16 protein-coding genes and 2 pseudogenes are annotated in these 21042 nt (G+C 72.3%); 12 read left to right on the forward strand and 6 right to left on the reverse strand.

The genetic code is table 11. From position 1 onward, the window contains the following. Positions 1-117 precede the first annotated feature (117 nt). A complete protein-coding gene (locus AS97_RS40120) occupies positions 118-585 on the forward strand; it encodes an ATP-binding protein (RefSeq protein ID WP_059146006.1) in 468 nt (155 codons plus the stop codon). A 25-nt stretch (positions 586-610) separates the two neighbouring features. Here the strand turns inward: AS97_RS40120 and AS97_RS40125 are convergent, their stop codons facing one another. Next, entirely contained in the window at positions 611-1948 is a 1338-nt protein-coding gene (locus AS97_RS40125; protein WP_059146005.1) for an MFS transporter, read from the reverse strand. 136 nt (positions 1949-2084) lie between these two features. Further along, positions 2085-2249, reverse strand: a pseudogene (locus AS97_RS40130) (winged helix-turn-helix transcriptional regulator); the annotation flags it as partial. A 39-nt stretch (positions 2250-2288) separates the two neighbouring features. Between AS97_RS40130 and AS97_RS40135 the strand changes: the two are divergent. Then, on the forward strand, positions 2289-2474 hold the full coding sequence (locus AS97_RS40135) for a hypothetical protein (RefSeq protein WP_330786131.1): 186 nt from the start codon (positions 2289-2291) through the stop codon (positions 2472-2474). Positions 2475-2526: 52 nt separating this feature from the next. Here AS97_RS40135 and AS97_RS40140 read toward each other — a convergent pair whose 3' ends face one another. From AS97_RS40140 to AS97_RS40155, 4 genes and pseudogenes are all read right to left on the reverse strand, one after another. Further along, positions 2527-3648, reverse strand: coding sequence for a DMT family transporter (locus tag AS97_RS40140; protein ID WP_059146003.1), 1122 nt, complete (start codon positions 3646-3648; stop codon positions 2527-2529). A gap of 97 nt (positions 3649-3745) precedes the next feature. Next, positions 3746-5302, reverse strand: a complete 1557-nt coding sequence (locus AS97_RS40145; protein ID WP_059146002.1) for a phosphatase PAP2 family protein — start codon at positions 5300-5302, stop codon at positions 3746-3748. Positions 5303-5540: 238 nt separating this feature from the next. After that, a pseudogene (locus AS97_RS40150) lies at positions 5541-7872 on the reverse strand (glycoside hydrolase family 95-like protein). A gap of 242 nt (positions 7873-8114) precedes the next feature. Further along, complete coding sequence (locus tag AS97_RS40155; protein ID WP_059146198.1) at positions 8115-8711, reverse strand: TetR/AcrR family transcriptional regulator C-terminal domain-containing protein; 597 nt, start codon at positions 8709-8711, stop codon at positions 8115-8117. Between the two features lie 148 nt (positions 8712-8859). Between AS97_RS40155 and AS97_RS40160 the strand changes: the two genes are divergently transcribed. The 10 genes from AS97_RS40160 (at position 8860) to AS97_RS40205 (ending at position 21006) form a co-directional block, all read left to right on the forward strand. Then, positions 8860-10371 (forward strand): FAD-dependent monooxygenase, encoded by a 1512-nt coding sequence (locus AS97_RS40160; RefSeq protein WP_247204641.1) that lies wholly within the window; start codon positions 8860-8862, stop codon positions 10369-10371. 180 nt (positions 10372-10551) lie between these two features. Then, the gene (locus AS97_RS40165; RefSeq protein WP_185930157.1) at positions 10552-10722 is read left to right on the forward strand and encodes a hypothetical protein; all 171 of its coding nucleotides are present in this window, start codon (positions 10552-10554) and stop codon (positions 10720-10722) included. Between the two features lie 280 nt (positions 10723-11002). Next, on the forward strand, positions 11003-11530 hold the full coding sequence (locus AS97_RS40170; protein WP_210566611.1) for a helix-turn-helix transcriptional regulator: 528 nt from the start codon (positions 11003-11005) through the stop codon (positions 11528-11530). Beyond that, complete coding sequence (locus AS97_RS40175) at positions 11517-12209, forward strand: hypothetical protein (RefSeq protein WP_059145998.1); 693 nt, start codon at positions 11517-11519, stop codon at positions 12207-12209. Before AS97_RS40170 ends, AS97_RS40175 begins: the two co-directional genes overlap by 14 nt. Next, a complete protein-coding gene (locus AS97_RS40180) occupies positions 12202-13386 on the forward strand; it encodes an MAB_1171c family putative transporter (protein WP_059146197.1) in 1185 nt (394 codons plus the stop codon). Before AS97_RS40175 ends, AS97_RS40180 begins: the two co-directional genes overlap by 8 nt. A gap of 192 nt (positions 13387-13578) precedes the next feature. After that, positions 13579-14808 carry a cytochrome P450 gene (locus tag AS97_RS40185; protein ID WP_125760530.1) on the forward strand — a complete coding sequence of 410 codons (1230 nt, stop codon included), beginning with the start codon at positions 13579-13581 and terminating at the stop codon, positions 14806-14808. 333 nt (positions 14809-15141) lie between these two features. Then, complete coding sequence (gene mutA, locus AS97_RS40190) at positions 15142-17025, forward strand: methylmalonyl-CoA mutase small subunit (protein ID WP_086706831.1); 1884 nt, start codon at positions 15142-15144, stop codon at positions 17023-17025. After that, complete coding sequence (scpA, locus tag AS97_RS40195; RefSeq protein ID WP_086706830.1) at positions 17025-19253, forward strand: methylmalonyl-CoA mutase; 2229 nt, start codon at positions 17025-17027, stop codon at positions 19251-19253. Before mutA ends, scpA begins: the two co-directional genes overlap by 1 nt. Positions 19254-19256: 3 nt before the next feature. Continuing rightward, positions 19257-20255, forward strand: coding sequence for a methylmalonyl Co-A mutase-associated GTPase MeaB (meaB, locus tag AS97_RS40200; protein WP_059145994.1), 999 nt, complete (start codon positions 19257-19259; stop codon positions 20253-20255). After that, on the forward strand, positions 20248-21006 hold the full coding sequence (locus tag AS97_RS40205; protein WP_086706828.1) for a (2Fe-2S)-binding protein: 759 nt from the start codon (positions 20248-20250) through the stop codon (positions 21004-21006). Before meaB ends, AS97_RS40205 begins: the two co-directional genes overlap by 8 nt. The last annotated feature ends 36 nt before the right edge of the window (positions 21007-21042 follow it).

Genomic DNA, 21042 nt, shown 5'->3' on the forward strand with positions numbered 1-21042 from the left:
GATGCTCGCAGCAACGATAGTGACGGGTGTGACCAGTCCAACGTGGCTGCTGTGTCGCGCACTTGCGGCATTCACGTACGGCATTCACGCCCCCACAGGTAGACGGACGGAAGGCACATGGCCGTGGCATTGCGTCAACGCTCGACGATGGCCCACCACCCGAACTCCGGGAGCGTTGACTCCGCCCTCCGCCAGGAGAGGTTCCAGCTGTCTGCCAGAGGCGCCTCGGTCGCCCTCGCCCGGCACCGGGTGCGCTCACGCGTACTGGAGTGGGGCTTCCAGGAGGATCTCTGCGAGTCCGCCGAGCTGGTGATGTCCGAGCTGTTCACCAACGCCCTGGTGCACACCGGAAGCGAGCAGATCCTCTGTGTGCTGCGCGCCCATGAGCGGCGCATGCTCTATATCGAGGTCGCCGACCAGGGCGGCGGACCGGCCGTCCCCACGCCGAGGGAGGCCGGTCTCGAGGACGAGTGCGGACGCGGACTCGCGCTGGTCCGCGCCCTGGCCGACGCGTGGGGGGACCGGCCGGGCGTGAACGGCGGACGGCTGGTCTGGGCTCAGATGAGCGTGACCACCGGCCGCTGACGCCGGGCCCGGCCCCTCGGCGCCGTCACACCGCGGTCGTCCGCTGCTTCCCCGGGGCGGCCGGGTCGTCCGCGCGGTCCCGGGAGAGGGCGGCGTCGCGGGTCTCCCGCATGGTGAGGTAGACGATGAGCGAGACGGCCGCACACGCCGAGACGTACCAGTAGTACCCGGACTCCGCACCGCCCTTCTTGAACCACAGCGCCACATACTCGGCGGTGCCGCCGAACAGCGCGTTCGCCAGCGCGTACGGCAGGGCCACCCCCAGCGCCCGGACATGGGTGGGGAACAGCTCGGCCTTCACCACGGCGTTGATCGAGGTGTAGCCGGTGACGATGACCAGCGCCGCGAGCGAGAGCAGCAGCGCCCCGGTGAAGGTGTCGGTGTGCGACAGCGCGGTCATGATGGGGACGGTGCCGAGCATGGAGCCGAAGCCGAAGGTGATCAGCAGTGGACGGCGCCCGATCCGGTCCGAGAGCGATCCGGCCAGCGGCTGCAACAGCATGAACAGGAACAGGGCGCAGAAGCTCACCAGCGACGCGTCCGACTTGCTCAGACCGGCCGTGTTCGACAGGTACTTGGTGAGATAGGTGGTGTACGTGTAGTACGCGACCGTGCCGCCCATGGTCAGCGCGATGACGAGCGCCGCCTCCTTGCGGTGGCGCAGCAGCTCGGCGATCGTCCCCCGCTCGTCCTGGTGGGCGTCCTCTTCGGTGTAGACCTCGGTCTCCAGCAGATTGCGCCGCAGCCAGAAGACCACCGCCGCGCCCACGGCGCCGACGATGAACGGAATGCGCCAGCCGTAGGAGTGCAGCGCGTCATCGGACATGGTGTGCTGCAGCACGATCTGGAGACCGAGACCGATCAGCTGGCCCATCGTCATCGACACGTACTGGAAGCTGGAGACGAAACCGCGGCCACCCGGCCGGGACGCCTCGGTGAGATAGGTGGCACTGGCCGCGTACTCACCGCCCACCGACAGCCCCTGCAGCAGCCGCGCCACCAGCAGCACGGCCGCGCCGAAGTAGCCGACCTGGTCATAGGTCGGGGCGATGGCGATGAGCAGCGCGCTGGCCGACATCAGCGTCACCGTCAGAGTGAGCGCCGCCTTACGGCCGCGCCGGTCGGCGAACCGGCCCAGCAGCCAGCCGCCGACGGGACGCATGAAGAAGCCGACCGCGAAGATCCCGGCGGTGTTGAGGAGCTGTGCGGTGTCGTTGCCCTTGGGGAAGAAGGCTCCGGCGAAGTAGGTGGCGAAACTGGCGTAGACGAACCAGTCGTACCACTCGACGAGATTTCCGATCGAGCCGCCGAAGACGGCTCGCCAGGGTGTGCGCGCTTGGCTCGGGGGAGCGCTGTCGGTCACGGGGCCTCCAAGTGAGCGGGGTGATCTCCACACCCCTACCCCGCGGAGGCCCAGTTGGAAAATACGTGCGACGGCGCCGGTTGACGCCGATTCCCCGGCGCGGCCGCCGCCCCGGGCGGTGTGGCCGCCCCGTAGCTCAGCCTTGCCCCGCCTCCTCCAGCACCGCCATCCGGCGCTTGCCCCACGCGCCCAGCGGGCCCAGTGCCGTATTCAGCTCGTCGCCCAGCTCGGTCAGCGAATACTCCACCTTCGGCGGCACCACGTCGTACGACTCCCGGTGGACGATTCCGTCCGCCTCGACTCCGGCGACCACGCCACCGGGGTGGTCTCCAACCTCGCCATGCAGTCGGCCGCGTATCTCAACTTCACCGGCTCCGCGGAGGACCAGGGCATCAGCCCCGAACTGATCGCCCCGATCGGCGACCTCATGGCCCGCCGGGTCGCCGACGGCCATGGCCATGAGGGCCTCTCGGGGCTGGTGGAGCTGCTCGGCGCGGGACGGCCCGGCGCCGCCTGGACGAGGTAGCCGTCCAGGCGGGGTGCCGCCTGGGCATGGCGCCGCCTAGGCGTGGTGCTGCCTAGGCGTGGTGCTGCAATACCGCCTCGCCGCATTCGGGCAGGCGCGGGCCGGGGTCGTCCTCGCCGGTGGGCTGGCGGGGGATCGGCTGGGGGAGAAGGAGCGGGGTACCGGGCTCGGCAGGCCCGTCGGGGCCGGCCGGGACCTCGTGCGGGCCGGATCCGATGGGCCCGTCCGGAACCTCCGGCCCGCCGCCCCCGCCGCCGTGCCCGGGGGCGCCCGGCCCCTCGGCGGCCGCGGCCGGGGCGGCCGGAGCCTCCTCGGCGGCCGCTTCGGTCGCGGCCTCGGCTTCGGCCTCCGCCTCGGCGTTGTGCACCGTCAGCATCACCAGGCCGGTGCTCGCGACGAGGGCCGCGACCAGGGCCAGCAGGGTACCGGGCGTGCCGTGCCGGAAGTTCTCGCCCAGCGCGGCGATGCCGACGGCGGTGGCGACCACGGGGTTGACCACGGTCGCCGTCGCCAGCGGCGAGGCCAGCCCGGCGCCCCGGTACGACGCCTGGGAGAGCAGCACCCCGCCCGAGGCCAGCAGTCCGATCGTGACCAGGCCCGGCAGGGCGTCCTGCCACGCGTCCCAGGTCCACTCCACGGCCACGTTCTTGGTGACCACCGACGAGACGCCGAAGGCCGTCCCGGCGGCCGCCGCCAGCAGCACACCGCGGATGACGGGCGACCGCATCAGGCGAGCCGCCCCGGCCAGTACGGCGATGGTGGAGACCGTGATCACGACCAGCCAGACGCCCTCCTGCTCGGCCAGCGCCTGGGCCCGCGCGGTGCCGGTCAGGGAGAGCAGCCCGGCGAGCCCCACGGTCGCCAGCAGCGCGCCCCGCCAGCCGGGTCCGCCGACCCGGCGGCGGACGAATATGGCCGCCATCGGCAGGGCGAAGACGATCGTCAGAGCCCCTAGGGGTTGCACCACGCTCAGGGGGCCGTAGGCCAGGGCGATCACATGGAGAACCGCGCCCGCACCGTTGAGGGTCACCGCGGCCCACCAACTCCCGCGCCGCAGCGGGGCGGCGGCGAGGCGCGGCGTCGTGGCCGCGACATGCTCCTGGAGTATGGCTCCCGCGGCGTAGCAGACCGCCGAGACCAGGGCCAGCAGCACAGACAGCGCAAGGGAGGTCACGTCGCGGCCCCCTGGGCCGATCGGTCGTCGTCCATGCCCTCATCCTTGACGGTGGGAGGCGCCCCCGTCGTCGTCCTTGAGCACAGATTTCCGAGTACTACTTGCGTAGTAGAGACCTCCACCAATGGGGGGCCTTCGCGGCGGCCGTACGGGCCCGCTGGAGCAGTTCGTTCTGCGGCTCGGCGGGGCGGTAGACGGTGAGTGCCCCCGGCCACTTGTCGATCAGCAGCTCCTCCGCGGGGTCGGCGGCCACCTCTCCGTCGTAGGCGCGGCTGTCCACGGCGTGGAGGCCCGAGAGCCGCAGTTGGCGCATGCGCCGCGTCGTGTAGACGTGGGACCGCCCGAGCGTGCCGGTGAGCGCCGAGATCAGCAGTCGGGTGCGGGCCAGCCGCTCCTCGCCGTCGATCGCCCGCACGTCGAGCAGCCCGTCGTCGAGCTGCTGACGGTAGGTGGGCGCGAAACCCTCGGGGGAGTAGATGCCGTTGCCGGCGAACAGCATCCACAGCCGCCGCTGCCGCCCGTTGACCTCGACCTCCATGGGGCTCGCGGTGCGCAGCACCCGGGTGAGCGCGACCGCGGCCGCGGGCCACTTGCCGAGCCGGCCCTCCAAGCCCTCCCGGATCCGCACCAGCTCCGGGTAGAAGCCGATGCTGAAGGTGTTGACGAACTGGCTGGTCTCGCCGCCGCCCGCGAGAGGGGTGGCGCGGCCGAGGTCCACGGCCACGGCATCGCCCTCGGTCACGGCGTGCGCGGTGTCCTCGAAGGCCGGTACGCCGAGGTCCAGCGCGAAGTGGTCGAGGGTGCCGCCGGGGAACACGGCGAGCGGCAGCCCGCGTTCGGCCGCGATCGTGGCGGCCGCGTTGACGCTGCCGTCCCCGCCGCAGATGCCCAGTGCCCCGGCCCGGTCGGCGGCGCGCCGGGCGGCCTGCCGGAGCAGGTCCAAGAAGTCGTCGTCGGGCCCGCACTCCAGAATCTCCGCGGCGGGCAGCAGCACCTGCAGCTGCTCGGCGACCGTGAAACCGCCGGGGGTGGCCATCCCGGCCCGCTGGTTGACCAAGACCACCAGCCCCTCGCCCTTGGGCAGGGCGGGCGCCGAGATCCGCGGCCGGGCCTGCGCCGGGGCCTCGGGGCGCGGCGGCCAGTAGCGGCAGGTCAGCGCGGCGGCGCCGGCGCCGAGGGCGATTCCGGCCAGCACATCGCTCGGGTAGTGGACGCCCACGTACACCCGGGAGACGGCGACGGCGGCGGCGAGCGGGGCGACCATCAGGCCGTACCGCGAGGACTCCAGGGCCACCCCGGTGGCGAAGGCGGCGGCGGAGGCCGCATGCCCGGAGGGGAAGGAGCTGGTCCACGGCTGCCGGCGCAGCTGACGGACCAGGGGCACCGTGTCCCTGACCGGACGCTTGCGTTCGACCGTCCACTTGACCACGACGTTCGACACGAGTGAGGCGGCGGCGAGCGAGCCGATCCCGCGCAGCGCGGCCCGCCGCGCGGTGCGGCCGCCGACCGTGGCGAGCACCCCTGCGGTGCCGAACCACAGCCTGCCGTGGTCGGCGGCCCGGCTGAGCCGGGGCAGCAGCGGGTGGGCGCCGCGGAGCCGGCTGTCCGCGACCCGCACGAGCAGCCGGCGGTCCAAGTCACTGATGCGTCTCATGCGTGATGGGTATCCCGGATCGGCGGTCGGCAGTCGTCATCGGACGCCGATCGGGCCGATCCGGACCGCTCCACCGACGGGACCGTGCCGGTCGAACCGACCGTGCCGGTCGAACCGACCGCGTCATCGGAACGGTCCGGCCCGGCCCGGACCGGCCCGGAGCGGACCGGCCCGGATCGCCGAATCGGGGCGGCCGGGCCCGGCCGGGAGAAGCGTGCCGGGAGACCCTGCCGGGGGATCAGGACGCGGGGAGCCCCCAGCGCGGCGCCGGCTCGCCTGCCTCGACCGGGCGGACCGTCAGGTCCGGGCGGTCGCCGCGGGCGGTGATGATCGCCTCCTGGCCCCTGCGGAGCGCGATCCGGATCGTTCCCGCGCCCACCGTCTCGTACGGCAGCCGCCGCCCGCGCGCGTCCCGCACCTCGATCGGCCCGTCGAGGGAGTGACGTACCACACAGGGCGCGCCCGCCTCGCTGCGCAGCCGCACCCAGCGGGTTCGGCCCTCCTCGCGGGCGGCGCTCAGCAGGAACGCGCCCTGGGTGCGGAAGTCGTGGACCACCAGCTCACGCCAGGCGGCGGGCAGCGCGGGGAAGATCCGGATCACCTTGCCCCAGCTCTGGCAGACCATGTCGTGCAGCGACTGCGCGGCGGACAGCGGAGTCTCGATGACCGGGCCCGACTCCTTGTACATGGTGTTCGCCTGGATGAAGCGGCTCATCAGCTCGCCCAGGTACGTGAGCGCGTCCTCACCACGCCCCATCTGCGCGGACATCGAGGCGGCGCCGGTGAAGGTGTAGCCCTGGAGCGCGCCCTCGAAGCCGACCCAGTGGTTGGAGGGAGGTCTCGATCAGCTCGCGCTTGGCGGGATCCTCCCAGGTGACCTCGTACAGCGGATAGACGGCGAGCAGATGGGAGTAGTGGCGGTGGGACTTGGCGAACGGAACACCCGCGCCGATCATGAAGCCGTTCTCGTCGACGGGGTACGGCGTGAGCTTGGCCAGCACCTCCCGCCAGCGCGGCGCGGCGGGATCCTTGACACCGAGCAGCCGGGCCGAGTCCAGGAGAGTGGCGCAGCCCCAGCGCAGCAGCATCAGATCGTAGTTGCAGTCGGGCGCGTTGACGCCGTACTCGGGCGAGAAGGTGGCGGGCAGATGCAGCTTGCCGTCGCCGCCGGGGGTGAGGAAGTGGAGGTAGTACGCGACGGACTTGCGCAGCAGCGGATAGACCACCTCGCGCAGCACCGACTCGTCCATGGTGTGGCGGTAGGTCAGCCAGACGTTGTGCAGCGCCCAGGTGAGGTTGCCGACCTCGGGGGTGGGCGGGTCCTGGCCGGGGATGCCGACCGCGTAGCCGCCGTTCGCCGCGTCGCCGCCGTTGACCAGGTGGATGTCGGTGGTGCGGGGAATGCCCGCCGAGTCCTTGCGGTACGGGGTGTCGAGCTGGTTGGAGAGGTTGTCGCGGAATTCGCTGAGCGCCCGGGTCACCGCGTCGAGTTCGAGGTGGTTGGAGCCGTGGATCAGCCAGTACTCGAGCTGCACATTGAGGTTCCACCAGGTCGCGGGCCACGGGGTGGACTCCAGCCAGGGCCCTGAGGTGGCCATCACGGGGGCGTCGGCGCGCGCGGCCGCCGCCACCTTGTACAGCTGGATCCAGTAGAAGCGCTGCAGCCGGGCGTCGGGGAGGGAGAGGAAGCTCTTCCGGTAGTACGCGTGCCACCAGGCGCGATGGCTGGGCGCGAGGACGTCGTAGGAGAGCGCCGAGGCGAGCCGGATGTCCTTGAGCGCGCGGTCGCGCGCGGTGCGCCGGGGGTGGGAGTGGGCCACGGTGACGTACAGCGTCCGCCGCCCCGGGTGGGTCCGCTCCCGCCAGGCCGTCACATGCTGTCCGCCGGCGAGCAGCGGCTGCACGGCCGCCTGGATGCCCTGGTGGTCCTCGACGACGGCCGGGGGGTTGCCGGTGTAGCCGTCGGGGACCGGTTTGAAGGCGACCCGCGGGCTGATGGCCTCGGCGGGGTGGAACACCCAGCGGAACGCGGTCTCTCCGGCGCTCGGGGTCACCTCGATGGCCAGCAGGGAACGGGAGTTGTGGACGAGGGCGCGCAGCCGCAGGGTGCCCTTGTCGGTGGTGATGGTCCCGGTCAGCTCGGCGTCGCGCAGCCGCAGCCGCCAGTCGATGGCGGTGATGGCCCCGACCGGCTCCAGGGTGAAGTACCCGATGGGCAGCCGGGCGAGCCCGAAGAGGGAGCCGAACTCCGGCCGGTGGTCCTGGACCTCGCTGTGCTGCACATTGAAGCGCACCGCGTTCGCGTCGCCCGGCTCGGCGTAGATGCCCGAGCCGAGCAGGGCGTTCCCGAGGAAGGGGCCCTCGTACCAGGTCTGCGGCAGCTTCTGCCACACCAGGTCGGCATCGGCGAGGACCGTGGCCCAGGGGTCCCCCGCGGGCTGGGCGGTCACGGCCGCGGCGGGGGTCTGCGGCTCGGCGGCGTACGCGGTGGCCGGGCCGGAGAGTCCGGCGGCGGCACCGGCGGCCACGGCGGTGCCGACGACTGTCCTTCGGGTGGGTGCGGATGACATGACGCTCCAGGGGATGTGAACCGGGTGCGGACGATCTTCTGCGGGGGCAGCAGCGGACGGTCACGTACATGCCTGAGGTTCCACGATCTGAACCTCCGGGCATGATGCAGCTCCCGTGGCAGAACCGGAACCCCTTGTGCGCCATAAACATCGGATGGACGGCGTGCAGTTATGGGGGAAATGGCGCCCGCATGGTGCCAGACACAGGAAGACCTCGGACCTCCCGGCCCTGAGTGAGCGGGTTACGCGCTCGCTTCCCGCCCCCGGACGATCAGCCCGACGCCATGCCGGAAGCGGTGCTCGAAGTCGCCGAAGTGTCCGGCGACCGCGGCCAGGGCGGGGAAGCGCCCGGCGGTGGCCGCGCGCAGCAGCGGCTCCATGCCGCCGATGCCCTGGGCGGCCTGTTCCTCCTGGGTCAGGCCGAGCGTGAAGTAGACCAGCGACCAGGTCCGCCAGCCGGCTTCGGTGGCGCTGTGGCCGCCGCTGAGGAACGCGCCGGTCAGGGCGTCCGCGAAGCGCAGGGTGTGCTCCTCGGCGACATACGTCCCGGCCACGACCCGTGCGCCGTCGCGGCGGGAGAGCAGCGCGGCGCGATAGCGGTGGGCCAGGGTGCACGCCCGGTCGTCCCAGGAGTCCGGGAGCGGCGCGTCGGCGCATCCCACGAGCATCGTGTCGGCCATCAGCTCCAGCAGCCGGGGCTTGCTGGAGGCGTGCCAGTAGACGGTGTTGAGCCGCACACCCAGCCGCTCGGCCACCTTGCGCATCGTGAGCTTGTCCAGCCCCGCCTCGTCGAGCAGTTCCAGCGCCGCCGTCACCACGGCCGTGCGGTCCAGGCCCATGCCGCCGATCTCCTTCGCTTGCGTCTTGATCCGGGATCAAGTCTACTGGGGGCAGCTTCTTGATCCTGGATCAAGAGAGATCGAGAGAGATCAAGAGAGGGACCAAGGAGCCGATCGAGAGACAAGACCGAGCGACAAGGGAGATGGTGTGGTGAACGACGTCGTCGTGGTGGGGGCCGGACCCGTGGGGCTGCTGCTCGCCGCCGAACTGCGGCTGGTGGGTGTGGACGTCACGGTGATCGAGCGCGCCGCCGCCCGCAGCCCGCACTCCAAGGCGCTGACCCTGCATCCACGCTCCCTGGAGGTGCTGGCGATGCGCGGTCTCGCCGGGCCGTTCATCCGTGAGGGCGTTCCGATGCCCACCGGTCACTACGGCGGGCTGCCGGTCCGGCTGGACTTCTCCGTACTGGACACCCGCTTCCCGTACACGCTGGTCCTGCCGCAACTCCGCACCGAGCAGCTGCTGGAGGAGCGGCTGCGGGAGCTGGGCGGGGAGATCCGCTGGGAGCACCGGGCGCTGCGGGTGCGCCAGGACGCGGACGGCGCCGAGGTGGACGTGGCGGGCCCCGACGGGACGTACACCCTGCGCGCGGCATGGGTGGTGGGCTGCGACGGGGCCGGAAGTACCGTGCGGAGCTCCGCCGGTATCGACTTCCCCGGCACCCGCGCCACCACGACCGGCTTTCTCGGCGATGTGGTGCTCGACGCGCCGCCTTCGGCCCCCTCGGTCGACAATGAACACGGGGGCTTCCTGGTCGTCCCGCTGGCCGACGGACACCACCGCATCGCGGGCACCACCGGGGAGTCCCTCGCCATCCCCGCCGATCAGCCGCTCACCTTCGACGAGCTGCGCGGATATGTGCGCCAGGTCGCGGGCACGGACTTCGGGATGCGGGCGCCCCGCTGGCTGTCCCGGTTCGGCAACGCCTCCCGCCAGGCCGCCCGCTACCGCGACGGCCGCATCCTGCTCGCCGGGGACGCGGCGCATATGCATATGCCCATGGGGGGCCAGGGCCTGAACGTGGGGCTCCAGGACGCTTTCAACCTCGCGTGGAAACTGGCCGCGGTGTGCCAGGGCCGCGTCCCCGAGGGGCTGCTGGACACCTACCACGCCGAGCGCCACCCCGTGGGGGCCGCGCTGCTGGAGAACACCCAGGCCCAGACCATGCTCGGCGCCACGTACACCGCCGACGCGCGCGCCCTGCGCTCGGTGTTCGGCCGGCTCCTGGCCGTCCATCCGGCGGTGAACCGGCAGTTCGCCGGGGAACTCTCCGCGCTGGACGTGGCCTACCGCCCGGCCGCGGGGGAGGAGGCGGGGGCAGCGGGGCGGGGAGGGGGCGGCCACTCGCTGGTCGGTACCCGCGCCCCCGACCTCGGGCTGGACGGCGCGCCCGAGCCCAGCCTGTATCCGCTGCTGACCGACGGGCGCTTCGTACTGCTCCACCTCGGCCCGGGCGGCGACGCGGGCCGTGGGACGGCCGATGGCCCGGGCGCCGCCGAGGCGTGCGCCGCCGCCGAGGCGATGGCCGGGAGTCCGGACCGGATACGGGTCGTGACCGCGCGCCCGACCACCACCCATGACGGCTGGGCGGGCCGGAGCACGGTGCTGGTGCGCCCGGACGGCCATGTGGCCTGGGACGCGGCGCCGTCCAGCACGTGAGACGAGTTCGGTGGGTCTCGTAGTGCCAGCTCACCACGGACGGCTCCGCGCGGCCACCGGACGCGGAAGGGGGTCCCGGCGACGGCTCGTTGTCCAGTCCCTGAGAATCGACGCGCGGACCGTTCAGACGCTGGTTAGTCTGACGACAGATCCGGTTCAGCCGACACGAGGGAGTGTGCGGTGACCCCCGAACAAACACAGAGCGACGACGCGCGCGCCGATAACGGCGGGCGGTTCGTGCAGGCCACGGAGGTGGGCAGTCTGGAAGTGTGGGCGCGTTCCGCGCCGATCCGACTTGCCGGTTACGAGGACGACCTCGCCGAGCCGCACATTCTCCAGAGCGTGGACTGATGGCCCGGCGCAGGCGCTGAGAGCGAGGGAGGACACCGGCCCCCCGGCCGCGGCCGCTGGCAGCAAGCGGACATCGCGGCCGTCGGCCGACCTCCTCCCTCGCCTGATCGATCACCCTCTCGGCCCGGCTACCAACTGGTAGTTAAGTCGGCCGCCCCCAGGATTCGGCATCGGACTGGTGTGCTGTGCGATGGACGTGGCAGGATGCGTCGCGCGGCATCGTCCGCCTTAACCAACCGTGAGGGTGTTCGAGCCCGGGAGCAGCCGTGAGGGGGCGCAGATGGCAGCGGGTGCCGACAGGTCACCGGACGCGGCCCACAGCCCGCTGGCGGACCGGCTCAACTACCTGTTCACCACCATGCACCCGCCGGGCGCGCCGTACACCAACGCCCACGTCGCCGAGGAGATCAGCGGCGGCGAGGAGTACGGCGGGGTGAGCGTGACCGAGCAGTATCTGTCGATGCTGCGCAACGGCAAGCGCACCAATCCCAGCCCGGATGTGCTGCGGGCGCTCGCCAGGTTCTTCGCCGTGCCGGTCGGTTATCTGCTGGGCGACCTGTCGCCTTCGCAGGCCGAGCGGGTCGAGGAGGAGGTACGGTTCCTTGTCGCGATGCGCGACAAGCGGGTCCGCAGCATCGCGCTGCGCTCCGTGGGCCTCCCGCCGGAGGTCCAGGACAGTCTCACCACGATCATCTCCCAGTTCCGGCAGCAGATGAACCTTCCGCCCGAGCCTCCCGGTGCGAACGGGGCCGCGGAAGCGGACGGTTCGGGTGGTCCGGACGGCGAGGCGACGAATGGCCGCCGATGACCCGGAACTGTTCTCCTCCTGGCGGCAGACCGGATACGAGGGTGGTACAGGCATGCGAGTGGGCCGGATACGGCGGCAGTGCAAGCAGCTCATCAAGGAGCTCGGGCTGCCCGCCTCGACCGACCTGCCCGGTCTGTGCGACCTCGTGGCCCGCCGCGTCGGACGCCCCGTCCACCTGGTGCCGATGAGCCTGGGCGGTGTGGTCTCGGGCATGACCGCCTCCACCGACGAGGACTACTGGATCTTCTACGAGCTCAGGACGTCCCCCTGGCACCAGATCCATATCGTGCTGCATGAGATCGGCCATCTCCTGCTCGGACACGAACAGGACCCGGCGGTCACCGAGGACGCGCTGCGGATGTGGACGCCGTCCGTCGATGTGACCACCGCGATGCGCCGGCTGGGGATGACTCCGGACTTCGCCCGCCACCACTGCTACGACAACCTCACCGAGCGCGAGACCGAGGTGCTGGGCACGCTGCTGATGGAGCATGTGGTGCCGACCTCGCCGGACCACGGGCTGCCGCTCCAGGGCCGGGCGGCCGAACTCGCCGCGGCGCTCGGCCCGGCGCTGCGCCACGTGCGCACCGACCGCGCCGACCACGCCCACCTGGCCGACCGCACGGGCGGCGCCGACGGTGGCGTACGCGGTGAACCGGGCGGTGACACCGGTGTTTGACCTCGTCTATCTCTGCTTCGGCGCCGCCGCTTGGACGATGGCCGGCTACAAGGCCCGGGCCTGGTTCCGCGACCGCGCCAACGCCGATCTCGGCCTGGCATGTGTGATGACCGCGGCCGTGGCGAATGTCTTCCTGCTCTCCGCGCCCAGCGTCTACCGCTGGTTCGACGGCCTGGTGGGCGTCGCCAATCTCGCCATGGTCTTCCTCTACTCCTCCGTCGTGGTGTTCGCGACCGGCGCCCTGGTGCTGCTGCTGCGCTGGACGGGGTCGGCGGTGCGGCCCGTCGTGGTGGTCGCCGCCGTGGCCGTGGCATGGACCGTGGCCATCATCGGCTTCGCGGTCGGCCGCCCGGACGCGGTCGAGCACCCCCGCGACTTCAGCACCGCCTATGCGGATGCCCCAGGAGTGCTCCTCTTCCTGGTGCTGTATCTGGCCATTTTCGGAGCCGGTCTGGCAGGGCTCGGCATCCTCTGCCCGCGCTATGCCGCCAGCCTCCGCGGCTCATGGCTGGCCCGGGGACTGCGGGTGCTGGCCGCCGGATGCTGGCTGGGACTGGCGTACTGCGCCTGCAAGCTGATCGGTTTCGTCTTCTCCTGGGCGGGCCGTGAGCTGTACTGGCTCTCCAACGGGGTCGCCCCGCTGACCGCATCGGTCGCGGCGCTTCTGGTGCTGGCCGGTTTCGCCATCCCCGCCGTGGGGCCCCGGGCGTCCGCATGGCGCCGCTTCCGGCGGCTGCGGCCGCTGTGGCGGGAGGTCACCGCGCAGGCCCCCGAGGTGTCCATGGGCCATTCCCGCTGGAGCGGCTGGTGGCCGTTCGCGGACCTCGAGTGGCGGGCCAACCGTCAGATGGCGGAGATCCGCGACGTCCAGCGCGGCGTACGGCGCCATGTGGAGGCCGGCGCCCTGGAGATCGCGCATGTCAAGGCCGGCGCGGCGCGACTCGACGATTGGCAACTTGCTGCCGTAGTGGAAGCTGCGGCGCTCAGACGCGGTTTGCTGAATCAAGCAGCGGGCCATGTGCCGGAGTCCGCGGCGGACAGCGTGGTGATGACGACAGGGGCCGAACTGGTGGAGGAGCACGAGCATCTGGCCCGCGTCGCCGACGTCTATCACCTGCCGCTCGTGGACGAGGTGCTCGCGGAACTGAGGGAGGGGACCGCCGCACAGCGGCGGTGAACGGGGGGGATCACAGACGAGGTGGCCCTGGACGGGGGTCGGGGCCGCCCGTGGCACAGGCGGCGCCGGGGGGATTCAGCCCCGGCGCCGCCTCCCGGCCACCACCACGCGCAGCTGTGCGCATCGCCCGGACGGGCCGAAACGCCCCACCCGTTCCGGCCCGGAGGACGCCACCGCCTAGAGTCGGGATCCATGCAGAACACCGCGCACGCCGCCGGAACGGACGGTCCGGAGCTCGTTGACACCGCCCCGATGATCGAGGACCTCTACCCGGCCCTGGCCACGCTCCGCGAGGTCGGCCCGGTCCATCGGATCGCCGGCACCGACGGACGCCCCGCCTGGCTGGTGACTCGTTACGAGGATGTGCGGCGGCTGCTCGCCGATCCGCGCCTGGCCCTGGACAAGCGCCACGCCGCCCCGGGCAACTACAGCGGCTTCTCCCTGCCGCCCGCCCTCGACGCCAATCTGCTCAACATGGACCCGCCGGACCACACCCGGGTGCGCCGGCTGGTGGTCAAGGCGTTCACCCCCGGCCGCGTGGAGCGGATGCGCGAACCGGTCCGGCGGATCGCCGACGAGCTGCTCGACGCCATCGCGTCCGACGGCCGCGCGGACCTGCTCACCGCCTACGCCGGACAGCTGCCCATCATCGTCATCTGCGATCTGCTCGGCGTCCCGCAGCGCGACCGGCTCGACTTCCGGGCCTGGAGCGACGCCCTGATCACCCCCGATCCGGCGCGGCCTGGGGCGGCGAAGGAAGCGGTCGGCAGCATGCTCCGCTTCTACACCGAGCTGATCGCGAAGAAGCGCGCAGAGCCCGGGGACGATCTGCTCTCGGATCTGATCCGGGTCCGCGACGACGAGGCCGGGGACGGCGACGGCAGGCTCACCGAGGACGAACTGACCTCGCTTGCCTTCCTCATCCTGCTCGCGGGCTACGAGAACACCGTCCACCTCATCGCCAACTCGGTGCTCACCCTGCTCGACCACCCCACGGTGCTCCAGAAGCTGCGCGAGGACCCGAGCGGTCTCGCGCCCGCCTTCGACGAACTGGCGCGGTACCAGGGCCCCGCGTCGCTGGCGATCCGCCGTTTCCCGCTCGAGGAGATCGAGATCGGGGGTGTGACCATCCCCGCCGGGGAGACCGTGCTGCTCTCGCTGGCCTCGGCACACCGTGACCCGGCCCAGTTCAAGGATCCGGACGACTTCAATCCACATCTTGGCCGGTCCGGTCACCTTGCGCTCGGCCATGGCATCCACTACTGCCTTGGCGCGCCCCTGGCCCGGATGGAGATGGAAATCGCTCTGGCCGCGCTGCTTCGGCGTTTTCCGGGGCTGCGGCTGGACGCCCCGAGGGAGCAGCTCCGGTGGCGGCCGTCGACCCGCGCGCGTGGCCTGATCTCGCTGCCCGTCGCATGGTGAACCGGGGAAGCGAACACGTTTTTGATGCATAACCCCCCGCCGATGCGGTAAAAAGGTCTTCGAGCCCGCCCGGTGTGCATCCCCCGTCGCACCGGGCGGGCCTCTGCGTGCCCGAGGCGGTGCCATGTCCCGGCAGCCGGTCTGTATCCGGGGCCGTCGTCGACCTTGGGCTCCCGTTCCGCACCCCGCGCCGGGCCCATATGCCTCACCCACCCCGGCCGGGGGCGGGCGCCACTGTTGAAATCCCCAGTGCTCACACCTGAGATCACTAGAGAGTAAGGTCACAGCCTGAACCACTGCTCCGGCTTTAGCGGATCCCATTAGCCTCCTCCTATGACGGTCCTGCCCGACGGGCTTCCCCTAGCCGACGATTTCCCTGAAGTGACGCGAGACCAATGGCGCCACCTCGTCGAAGGCGTGCTGCGCAAAACCGGCACATCGGACGCCGTGGGCGCCGAGGCCGAAGAGGCCCTCGCGACCGCGCTCGAGGACGGCATCACCGTCCACCCCCTCTACACCGCCGAAGACGCACCCCAGGACGCCGGATTCCCCGGCTTCGCGCCCTTCGTGCGCGGCGGCCGGGCCGAGGGCTCCGCCGTATCCGGCTGGGACGTACGCCAGCGCCACGCCCACCCCGATCCGGCGCGCACCAACCAGGCGATCCTCGCCGACCTGGAGAACGGCGCCGGCTCGGTCTGGCTCGCGGCCGGCGCGGCCGGAGTGCCCGTGGACGCCCTCCCCGAGGCGCTCAAGGGGGTCTACCTCGACCTCGCCCCCGTCGCCCTCGACGCGGGCGCCGACTTCGAGGACGCCGCCCGCGCCCTGCTGCGGCTCTACGCCGGCCACGAGGTGCCGCCGGGCGCCGCGCTCGGCAACCTCGGCGCGGACCCGCTGGGGCTCGCCGCTCGTACCGGACGCGACGACGGCCTGACCGGGCAGCTGGCCGCCGCGGCCGACCTCGCCGGGATCTGCCACCGCGACCACCCCGGGGTGACCGCCTTCGCCGTGGACGCCCTGCCGTACCACGAGGCGGGCGCCGGGGCGGCCCAGGAGCTCGGCTGCTCCCTCGCCGCCGCGGTGGCGTATCTGCGCACCCTCACCGAGGCCGGGCTGAGCGTCGAAGCCGCCTGCGCCCAGCTGGAGTTCCGCTACGCGGCCACCGCCGACCAGTTCCTCACCATCGCCAAGCTCCGGGCCGCCCGCCGCCTGTGGGCGCGTGTGGCGCAGGCGTGCGGCGCGCCCTCTGAGGCGCGCGCCCAGCGTCAGCATGCGGTGACCTCCCCGGTGATGATGACCCGGCGCGACCCCTGGGTGAACATGCTGCGCACCACCGTGGCCACCCTCGCCGCCGGCGTCGGCGGCGCGGACGCGGTCACCGTGCTGCCCTTCGACAGCGCGATCGGCCTCCCCGACGACTTCGCCCGCCGCATCGCCCGGAACACCTCCACGATCCTGCTGGAGGAGTCGCATCTGGCCCGGGTGATCGACCCGGCCGGCGGCTCCTGGTACGTCGAGAAGCTCACCGACGACGTCGCCCGCGCCGCCTGGGCCTGGTTCCAGGAGATCGAGCGCGCCGGCGGAATGGCCGCGGCCCTCGCCTCCGGGCTGGTCCGCGACCGGCTCGCCGAGACCTGGGCGCGCCGCGGCCGCGACCTCGCCCGCCGCAAGGAGCCGATCACCGGCGTCAGCGAGTTCCCGAACCTCGCCGAGCGGCCCGTCGAGCGCGAGCCCGTCCCGGAGCAGCCCAGTGGCGGACTGCCCAGGGTGCGCCGCGACGAGGCGTACGAGGCGCTGCGCACCCGCGCCGACGCCCAGCTGGCGGCCGAGGGCAGCCGGCCCAGGATCTTCCTGGCCGCGCTGGGCCCCGCCGCCGCGCACACCGCCCGAGCCTCCTTCGCCGCCAACCTCTTCCAGGCGGGCGGGATCGAGGCGGTTCACGAGCCCGCCACCGTGACCGCGGAGACGGTCGCCGAGGCGTTCGCCGCCAGCGGTGCCCGGGTGGCCTGCCTGTGCTCCAGCGACAAGCTGTACGAGCAGGAGGCGGCGGCCGTGGCCGAGCGGCTGAAGGCGGCCGGGGCGACCCGGGTCTACCTGGCCGGACGGCCGGGCACACAACAGGATGAGTACGAACGGGCCGGAGTGGACGGATACGTCTTCGCGGGCTGCGACGCGGTCGAGGTGCTCTCCTCGGCTCTGAACACCATGGGGGTGGCGTGATGGCCGGCGCTCCGGTGGAGCCGGGCAAGATCCCGGACTTCTCGGCGGTCGATCTGGACGGACCGGCCGAAGGCCCGGTGCCCAGCTCCGGCGACTGGGCCGCCGCGCTGCAGAACAGCGTGGGCAAGGGCGTGGAGGACCTGGTGTGGGACACCCCCGAGGGCATCGGGGTCAAACCGCTCTACACCGCCGAGGACCTGCAAGGCGTCGACTTCCTGGGCACCTACCCCGGCGCCGCGCCCTATCTGCGCGGCCCGTACCCGACGATGTACGTCAACCAGCCCTGGACCATCCGGCAGTACGCGGGCTTCTCCACCGCTGAGGAGTCCAACGCCTTCTACCGCCGCAACCTCGCGGCCGGTCAGAAGGGCCTGTCGGTCGCCTTCGACCTGCCCACCCACCGGGGCTACGACAGCGACCACCCCCGGGTCACCGGTGACGTCGGCATGGCGGGCGTGGCCATCGACTCCATCTACGACATGCGGCAGCTCTTCGACGGCATCCCGCTGGACAAGATGAGCGTGTCGATGACGATGAACGGCGCGGTGCTGCCCGTGCTCGCGCTCTACATCGTGGCCGCCGAGGAACAGGGCGTACCGCCCGAGAAGCTGGCCGGGACCATTCAGAACGACATCCTCAAGGAGTTCATGGTCCGCAACACCTACATCTATCCGCCGCAGCCGTCGATGCGGATCATCTCCGACATCTTCTCCTTCACCTCGCAGCGGATGCCGCGTTACAACTCCATCTCCATCTCCGGCTACCACATCCAGGAGGCCGGAGCCACGGCCGATCTGGAGCTGGCGTACACCCTCGCCGACGGTGTGGAGTATCTGCGGGCCGGCCGGGACGCCGGGATGGACGTGGACGCCTTCGCGCCCCGGCTGTCGTTCTTCTGGGCGATCGGCATGAACTTCTTCATGGAGGTCGCCAAGCTGCGGGCGGCGCGGCTGCTGTGGGCCAAGCTGGTCAAGCAGTTCGACCCGAAGAACCCCAAGTCGCTGTCGCTGCGCACCCATTCGCAGACCTCCGGCTGGTCGCTGACCGCCCAGGACGTCTACAACAACGTCGCGCGCACCTGCGTGGAGGCCATGGCCGCCACCCAGGGCCACACCCAGTCGCTGCACACCAACGCTCTGGACGAGGCGCTCGCGCTGCCCACCGACTTCTCCGCCCGGATCGCCCGCAACACCCAGATCCTGCTGCAGCAGGAGTCGGGCACCACCCGGGTCATCGACCCGTGGGGCGGCAGCGCGTACGTCGAGAAGCTGACGTACGACCTGGCGCGGCGGGCCTGGCAGCACATCGAGGAAGTCGAGGCGGCCGGCGGCATGGCCAAGGCCATCGACGCGGGCATCCCCAAGCTGCGCGTGGAGGAGGCCGCCGCCCGCACCCAGGCGCGGATCGACTCCGGGCGCCAGCCGGTGATCGGCGTCAACAAGTACCGGGTCGACAGCGATGAGCAGATCGAGGTCCTCAAGGTCGACAACTCCGCGGTGCGCACCCAGCAGATCGAGAAGCTGCGGCGGCTGCGGGCCGAGCGCGACGAGGCCGTCTGCCAGGACGCGCTGCGTGCCCTGACCGCGGCCGCCGAGTCCGGCCCCGGCGCGGGCCTGGAGGGCAATCTGCTGGCGCTCGCGGTGGACGCCGCCCGCGCCATGGCCACCGTGGGCGAGATCTCCGACGCGCTGGAGAAGGTCTATGGCCGCCACTCCGGCCAGATCCGTACGATCTCCGGTGTGTACCGAGACGAGGCCGGACCGTCGTCCGGCGTGGACCGCACCCGCGCGCTGGTCGAGGCGTTCGAGCGCGAGGAGGGCCGCCGCCCCCGCATCCTGGTCGCCAAGATGGGCCAGGACGGGCATGACCGCGGCCAGAAGGTGATCGCCACCGCCTTCGCCGACCTGGGCTTCGACGTCGACGTCGGCCCGCTGTTCCAGACCCCGGAGGAGGTCGCGCGGCAGGCGGTGGAGGCCGATGTGCACATCGTCGGCGTGTCGTCGCTCGCGGCCGGCCACCTCACGCTGGTGCCCGCGCTGCGCGAGCAACTGGCCGAGGCGGGGCGCGAGGACATCACCATCGTGGTCGGCGGGGTCATCCCGCCGCACGACGTCCAGACCCTGCACGAGGCCGGTGCCGCCGCCGTCTTCCTGCCGGGCACGGTCATCCCGGACGCCGCCCACGACCTGGTGCGGAAGCTGGCCGCCGACCTCGGCCACGAGCTGTAGGCCATGCCGCGGACGATCGACATCGAGGAGTACGCCAAGGGCGTGCTCGACGGCAATCGCGCGTACATCGCGCGTGCGATCACGCTCGTCGAGTCCACCCGGCCCGACCACCACGACCTCGCCCAGCGGCTGCTGGTCGAACTGCTGCCGCACACCGGCGGGGCGCGGCGGATCGGCATCAGCGGGGTGCCCGGGGTGGGCAAGTCCACCTTCATCGACGCCCTGGGCACCATGCTCACCGGGACCGGCCACAAGGTCGCGGTGCTCGCCGTCGACCCGTCGTCGACCCGCACCGGCGGCTCCATCCTGGGTGACAAGACCCGGATGGAGCGGCTGGCGGTCGACCCGGACGCCTTCGTACGGCCCTCGCCCAGCGCCGGGACGCTGGGCGGGGTCGCCCGCGCCACCCGCGAGTCCATGGTCGTCATGGAGGCCGCGGGCTATGACGTGGTGCTGGTGGAGACCGTGGGCGTGGGCCAGTCCGAGACCGCGGTGGCCAATATGGTCGACTCCTTCCTGCTGCTCTCCCTGGCCCGCACCGGCGATCAGCTGCAGGGCATCAAGAAGGGCGTCCTGGAGCTGGCCGACGTGGTCACCATCAACAAGGCCGACGGCCCCCACGCGCGGGATGCCAAGTCGGCGGCCCGTGAACTGGCAGGCGCGCTGAGGCTGCTGCAGCCGCCGGACGCGCCCTGGAACCCGCCGGTGCTCACCTGCAGCGCCCGCGAGTCCACCGGGCTCGACGTGGTGTGGGAGCGCCTGGAGCAGCACCGCCGGGTGCTGGAGGCCACGGGCGCGCTGCGGGCCAAGCGGCGCGACCAGCAGGTCGACTGGACCTGGTCGATGGTGCGCGACCAGCTGCTCGCGCGGCTGCACGCCCACCCCGAGGTGCGGCGGCTCGGGCCCGAGCTGGAACAGCGGGTCCGCGAGGGCACCCTGACGGCCACGCTCGCGGCGGACCGGCTGCTGGAGGCGTTCCGGGCCCCGGCCGACGGTGAATGAGGCACCGCTGCCGGACGCGGCGCGGGTCGGGCCGTTCTTCGCCCTGCGCACCGGGAGCGGTGACCCGCGCGAGGAGGGGTACGTACGCATCGGCGAGGCGTACCGGCTGACCGCCGAGGGCGCTGCCGGGCCGGTGCTGCGCGCCCGGGTCGAGGCGGTCGCCGCGAGTCTGCGCACCGATGAGCCGAGGGTCGCGGCCTCGCTCGCCTTCCAGGGGCTCGCCGCCCGGGTGTGGTCGCTCGCGCTCGGCCCGGCGGCCCTCTCCGGCCGGGTGCCCCACCTCCGGCCCGACCGGCTGTGGTGGAACCCCGGGCGAGTCGCCCCCGACGACCTGTGGTGGCCCGGCGCGCCGCACGTGATGGGCGAACCGGGAGGACTCGCCGGTCAGGTGGGCACCGCGGCGTTTGTCCATCTGATGCCGCTGCACCATGCCATCGGACGGGCCTACCGGGTCTCGGAGCGGCTGCTGTGGGGCAACGCCGCCTCGGCGCTGGCCGGTTCACTGCGCGTGCTGCACGACTGGTGCCGGGCGCACGGCCGCGCCGAGGCGGCGGACCGGGCCACCGAGCTGGCGCGGGCCCAGCTCGTCCACCCGCCGCTGCGCGAGGCCGGCACCCTCGGCACCGCGCCGCTCGGCTACCGGCGCCGCACCTGCTGTCTCTACTACCGCGTGCCCGGTGGCGGGTTGTGCGGCGACTGCGTACTGCGCGAGGCGCCGGGGCGCGGGAGCGCGCAGGGGAGCCCGGGGTGACGCTGACGGTCTCCCGAGGGGCCGATACGGTGGGCG

Origin of the sequence: Streptomyces sp. AgN23 (assembly GCF_001598115.1) — a bacterium.
In the GTDB taxonomy this organism is placed as follows: Bacteria; Actinomycetota; Actinomycetes; order Streptomycetales; family Streptomycetaceae; genus Streptomyces; species Streptomyces antimycoticus.

What these genes read in the sequence shown, in the direction of transcription:
- AS97_RS40120 (WP_059146006.1), top strand. Translation starts at nt 118, where the DNA reads ATGGCCGTGGCATTGCGTCAACGCTCGACGATGGCCCACCACCCGAAC.
- AS97_RS40135 (WP_330786131.1), top strand. Translation starts at nt 2,289, where the DNA reads ATGCAGTCGGCCGCGTATCTCAACTTCACCGGCTCCGCGGAGGACCAG.
- AS97_RS40145 (WP_059146002.1), bottom strand. Translation starts at nt 5,302, where the DNA reads ATGAGACGCATCAGTGACTTGGACCGCCGGCTGCTCGTGCGGGTCGCG.
- AS97_RS40155 (WP_059146198.1), bottom strand. Translation starts at nt 8,711, where the DNA reads ATGGGCCTGGACCGCACGGCCGTGGTGACGGCGGCGCTGGAACTGCTC.
- AS97_RS40170 (WP_210566611.1), top strand. Translation starts at nt 11,003, where the DNA reads ATGGCAGCGGGTGCCGACAGGTCACCGGACGCGGCCCACAGCCCGCTG.
- AS97_RS40175 (WP_059145998.1), top strand. Translation starts at nt 11,517, where the DNA reads ATGGCCGCCGATGACCCGGAACTGTTCTCCTCCTGGCGGCAGACCGGA.
- AS97_RS40185 (WP_125760530.1), top strand. Translation starts at nt 13,579, where the DNA reads ATGCAGAACACCGCGCACGCCGCCGGAACGGACGGTCCGGAGCTCGTT.
- mutA (WP_086706831.1), top strand. Translation starts at nt 15,142, where the DNA reads ATGACGGTCCTGCCCGACGGGCTTCCCCTAGCCGACGATTTCCCTGAA.
- scpA (WP_086706830.1), top strand. Translation starts at nt 17,025, where the DNA reads ATGGCCGGCGCTCCGGTGGAGCCGGGCAAGATCCCGGACTTCTCGGCG.
- meaB (WP_059145994.1), top strand. Translation starts at nt 19,257, where the DNA reads ATGCCGCGGACGATCGACATCGAGGAGTACGCCAAGGGCGTGCTCGAC.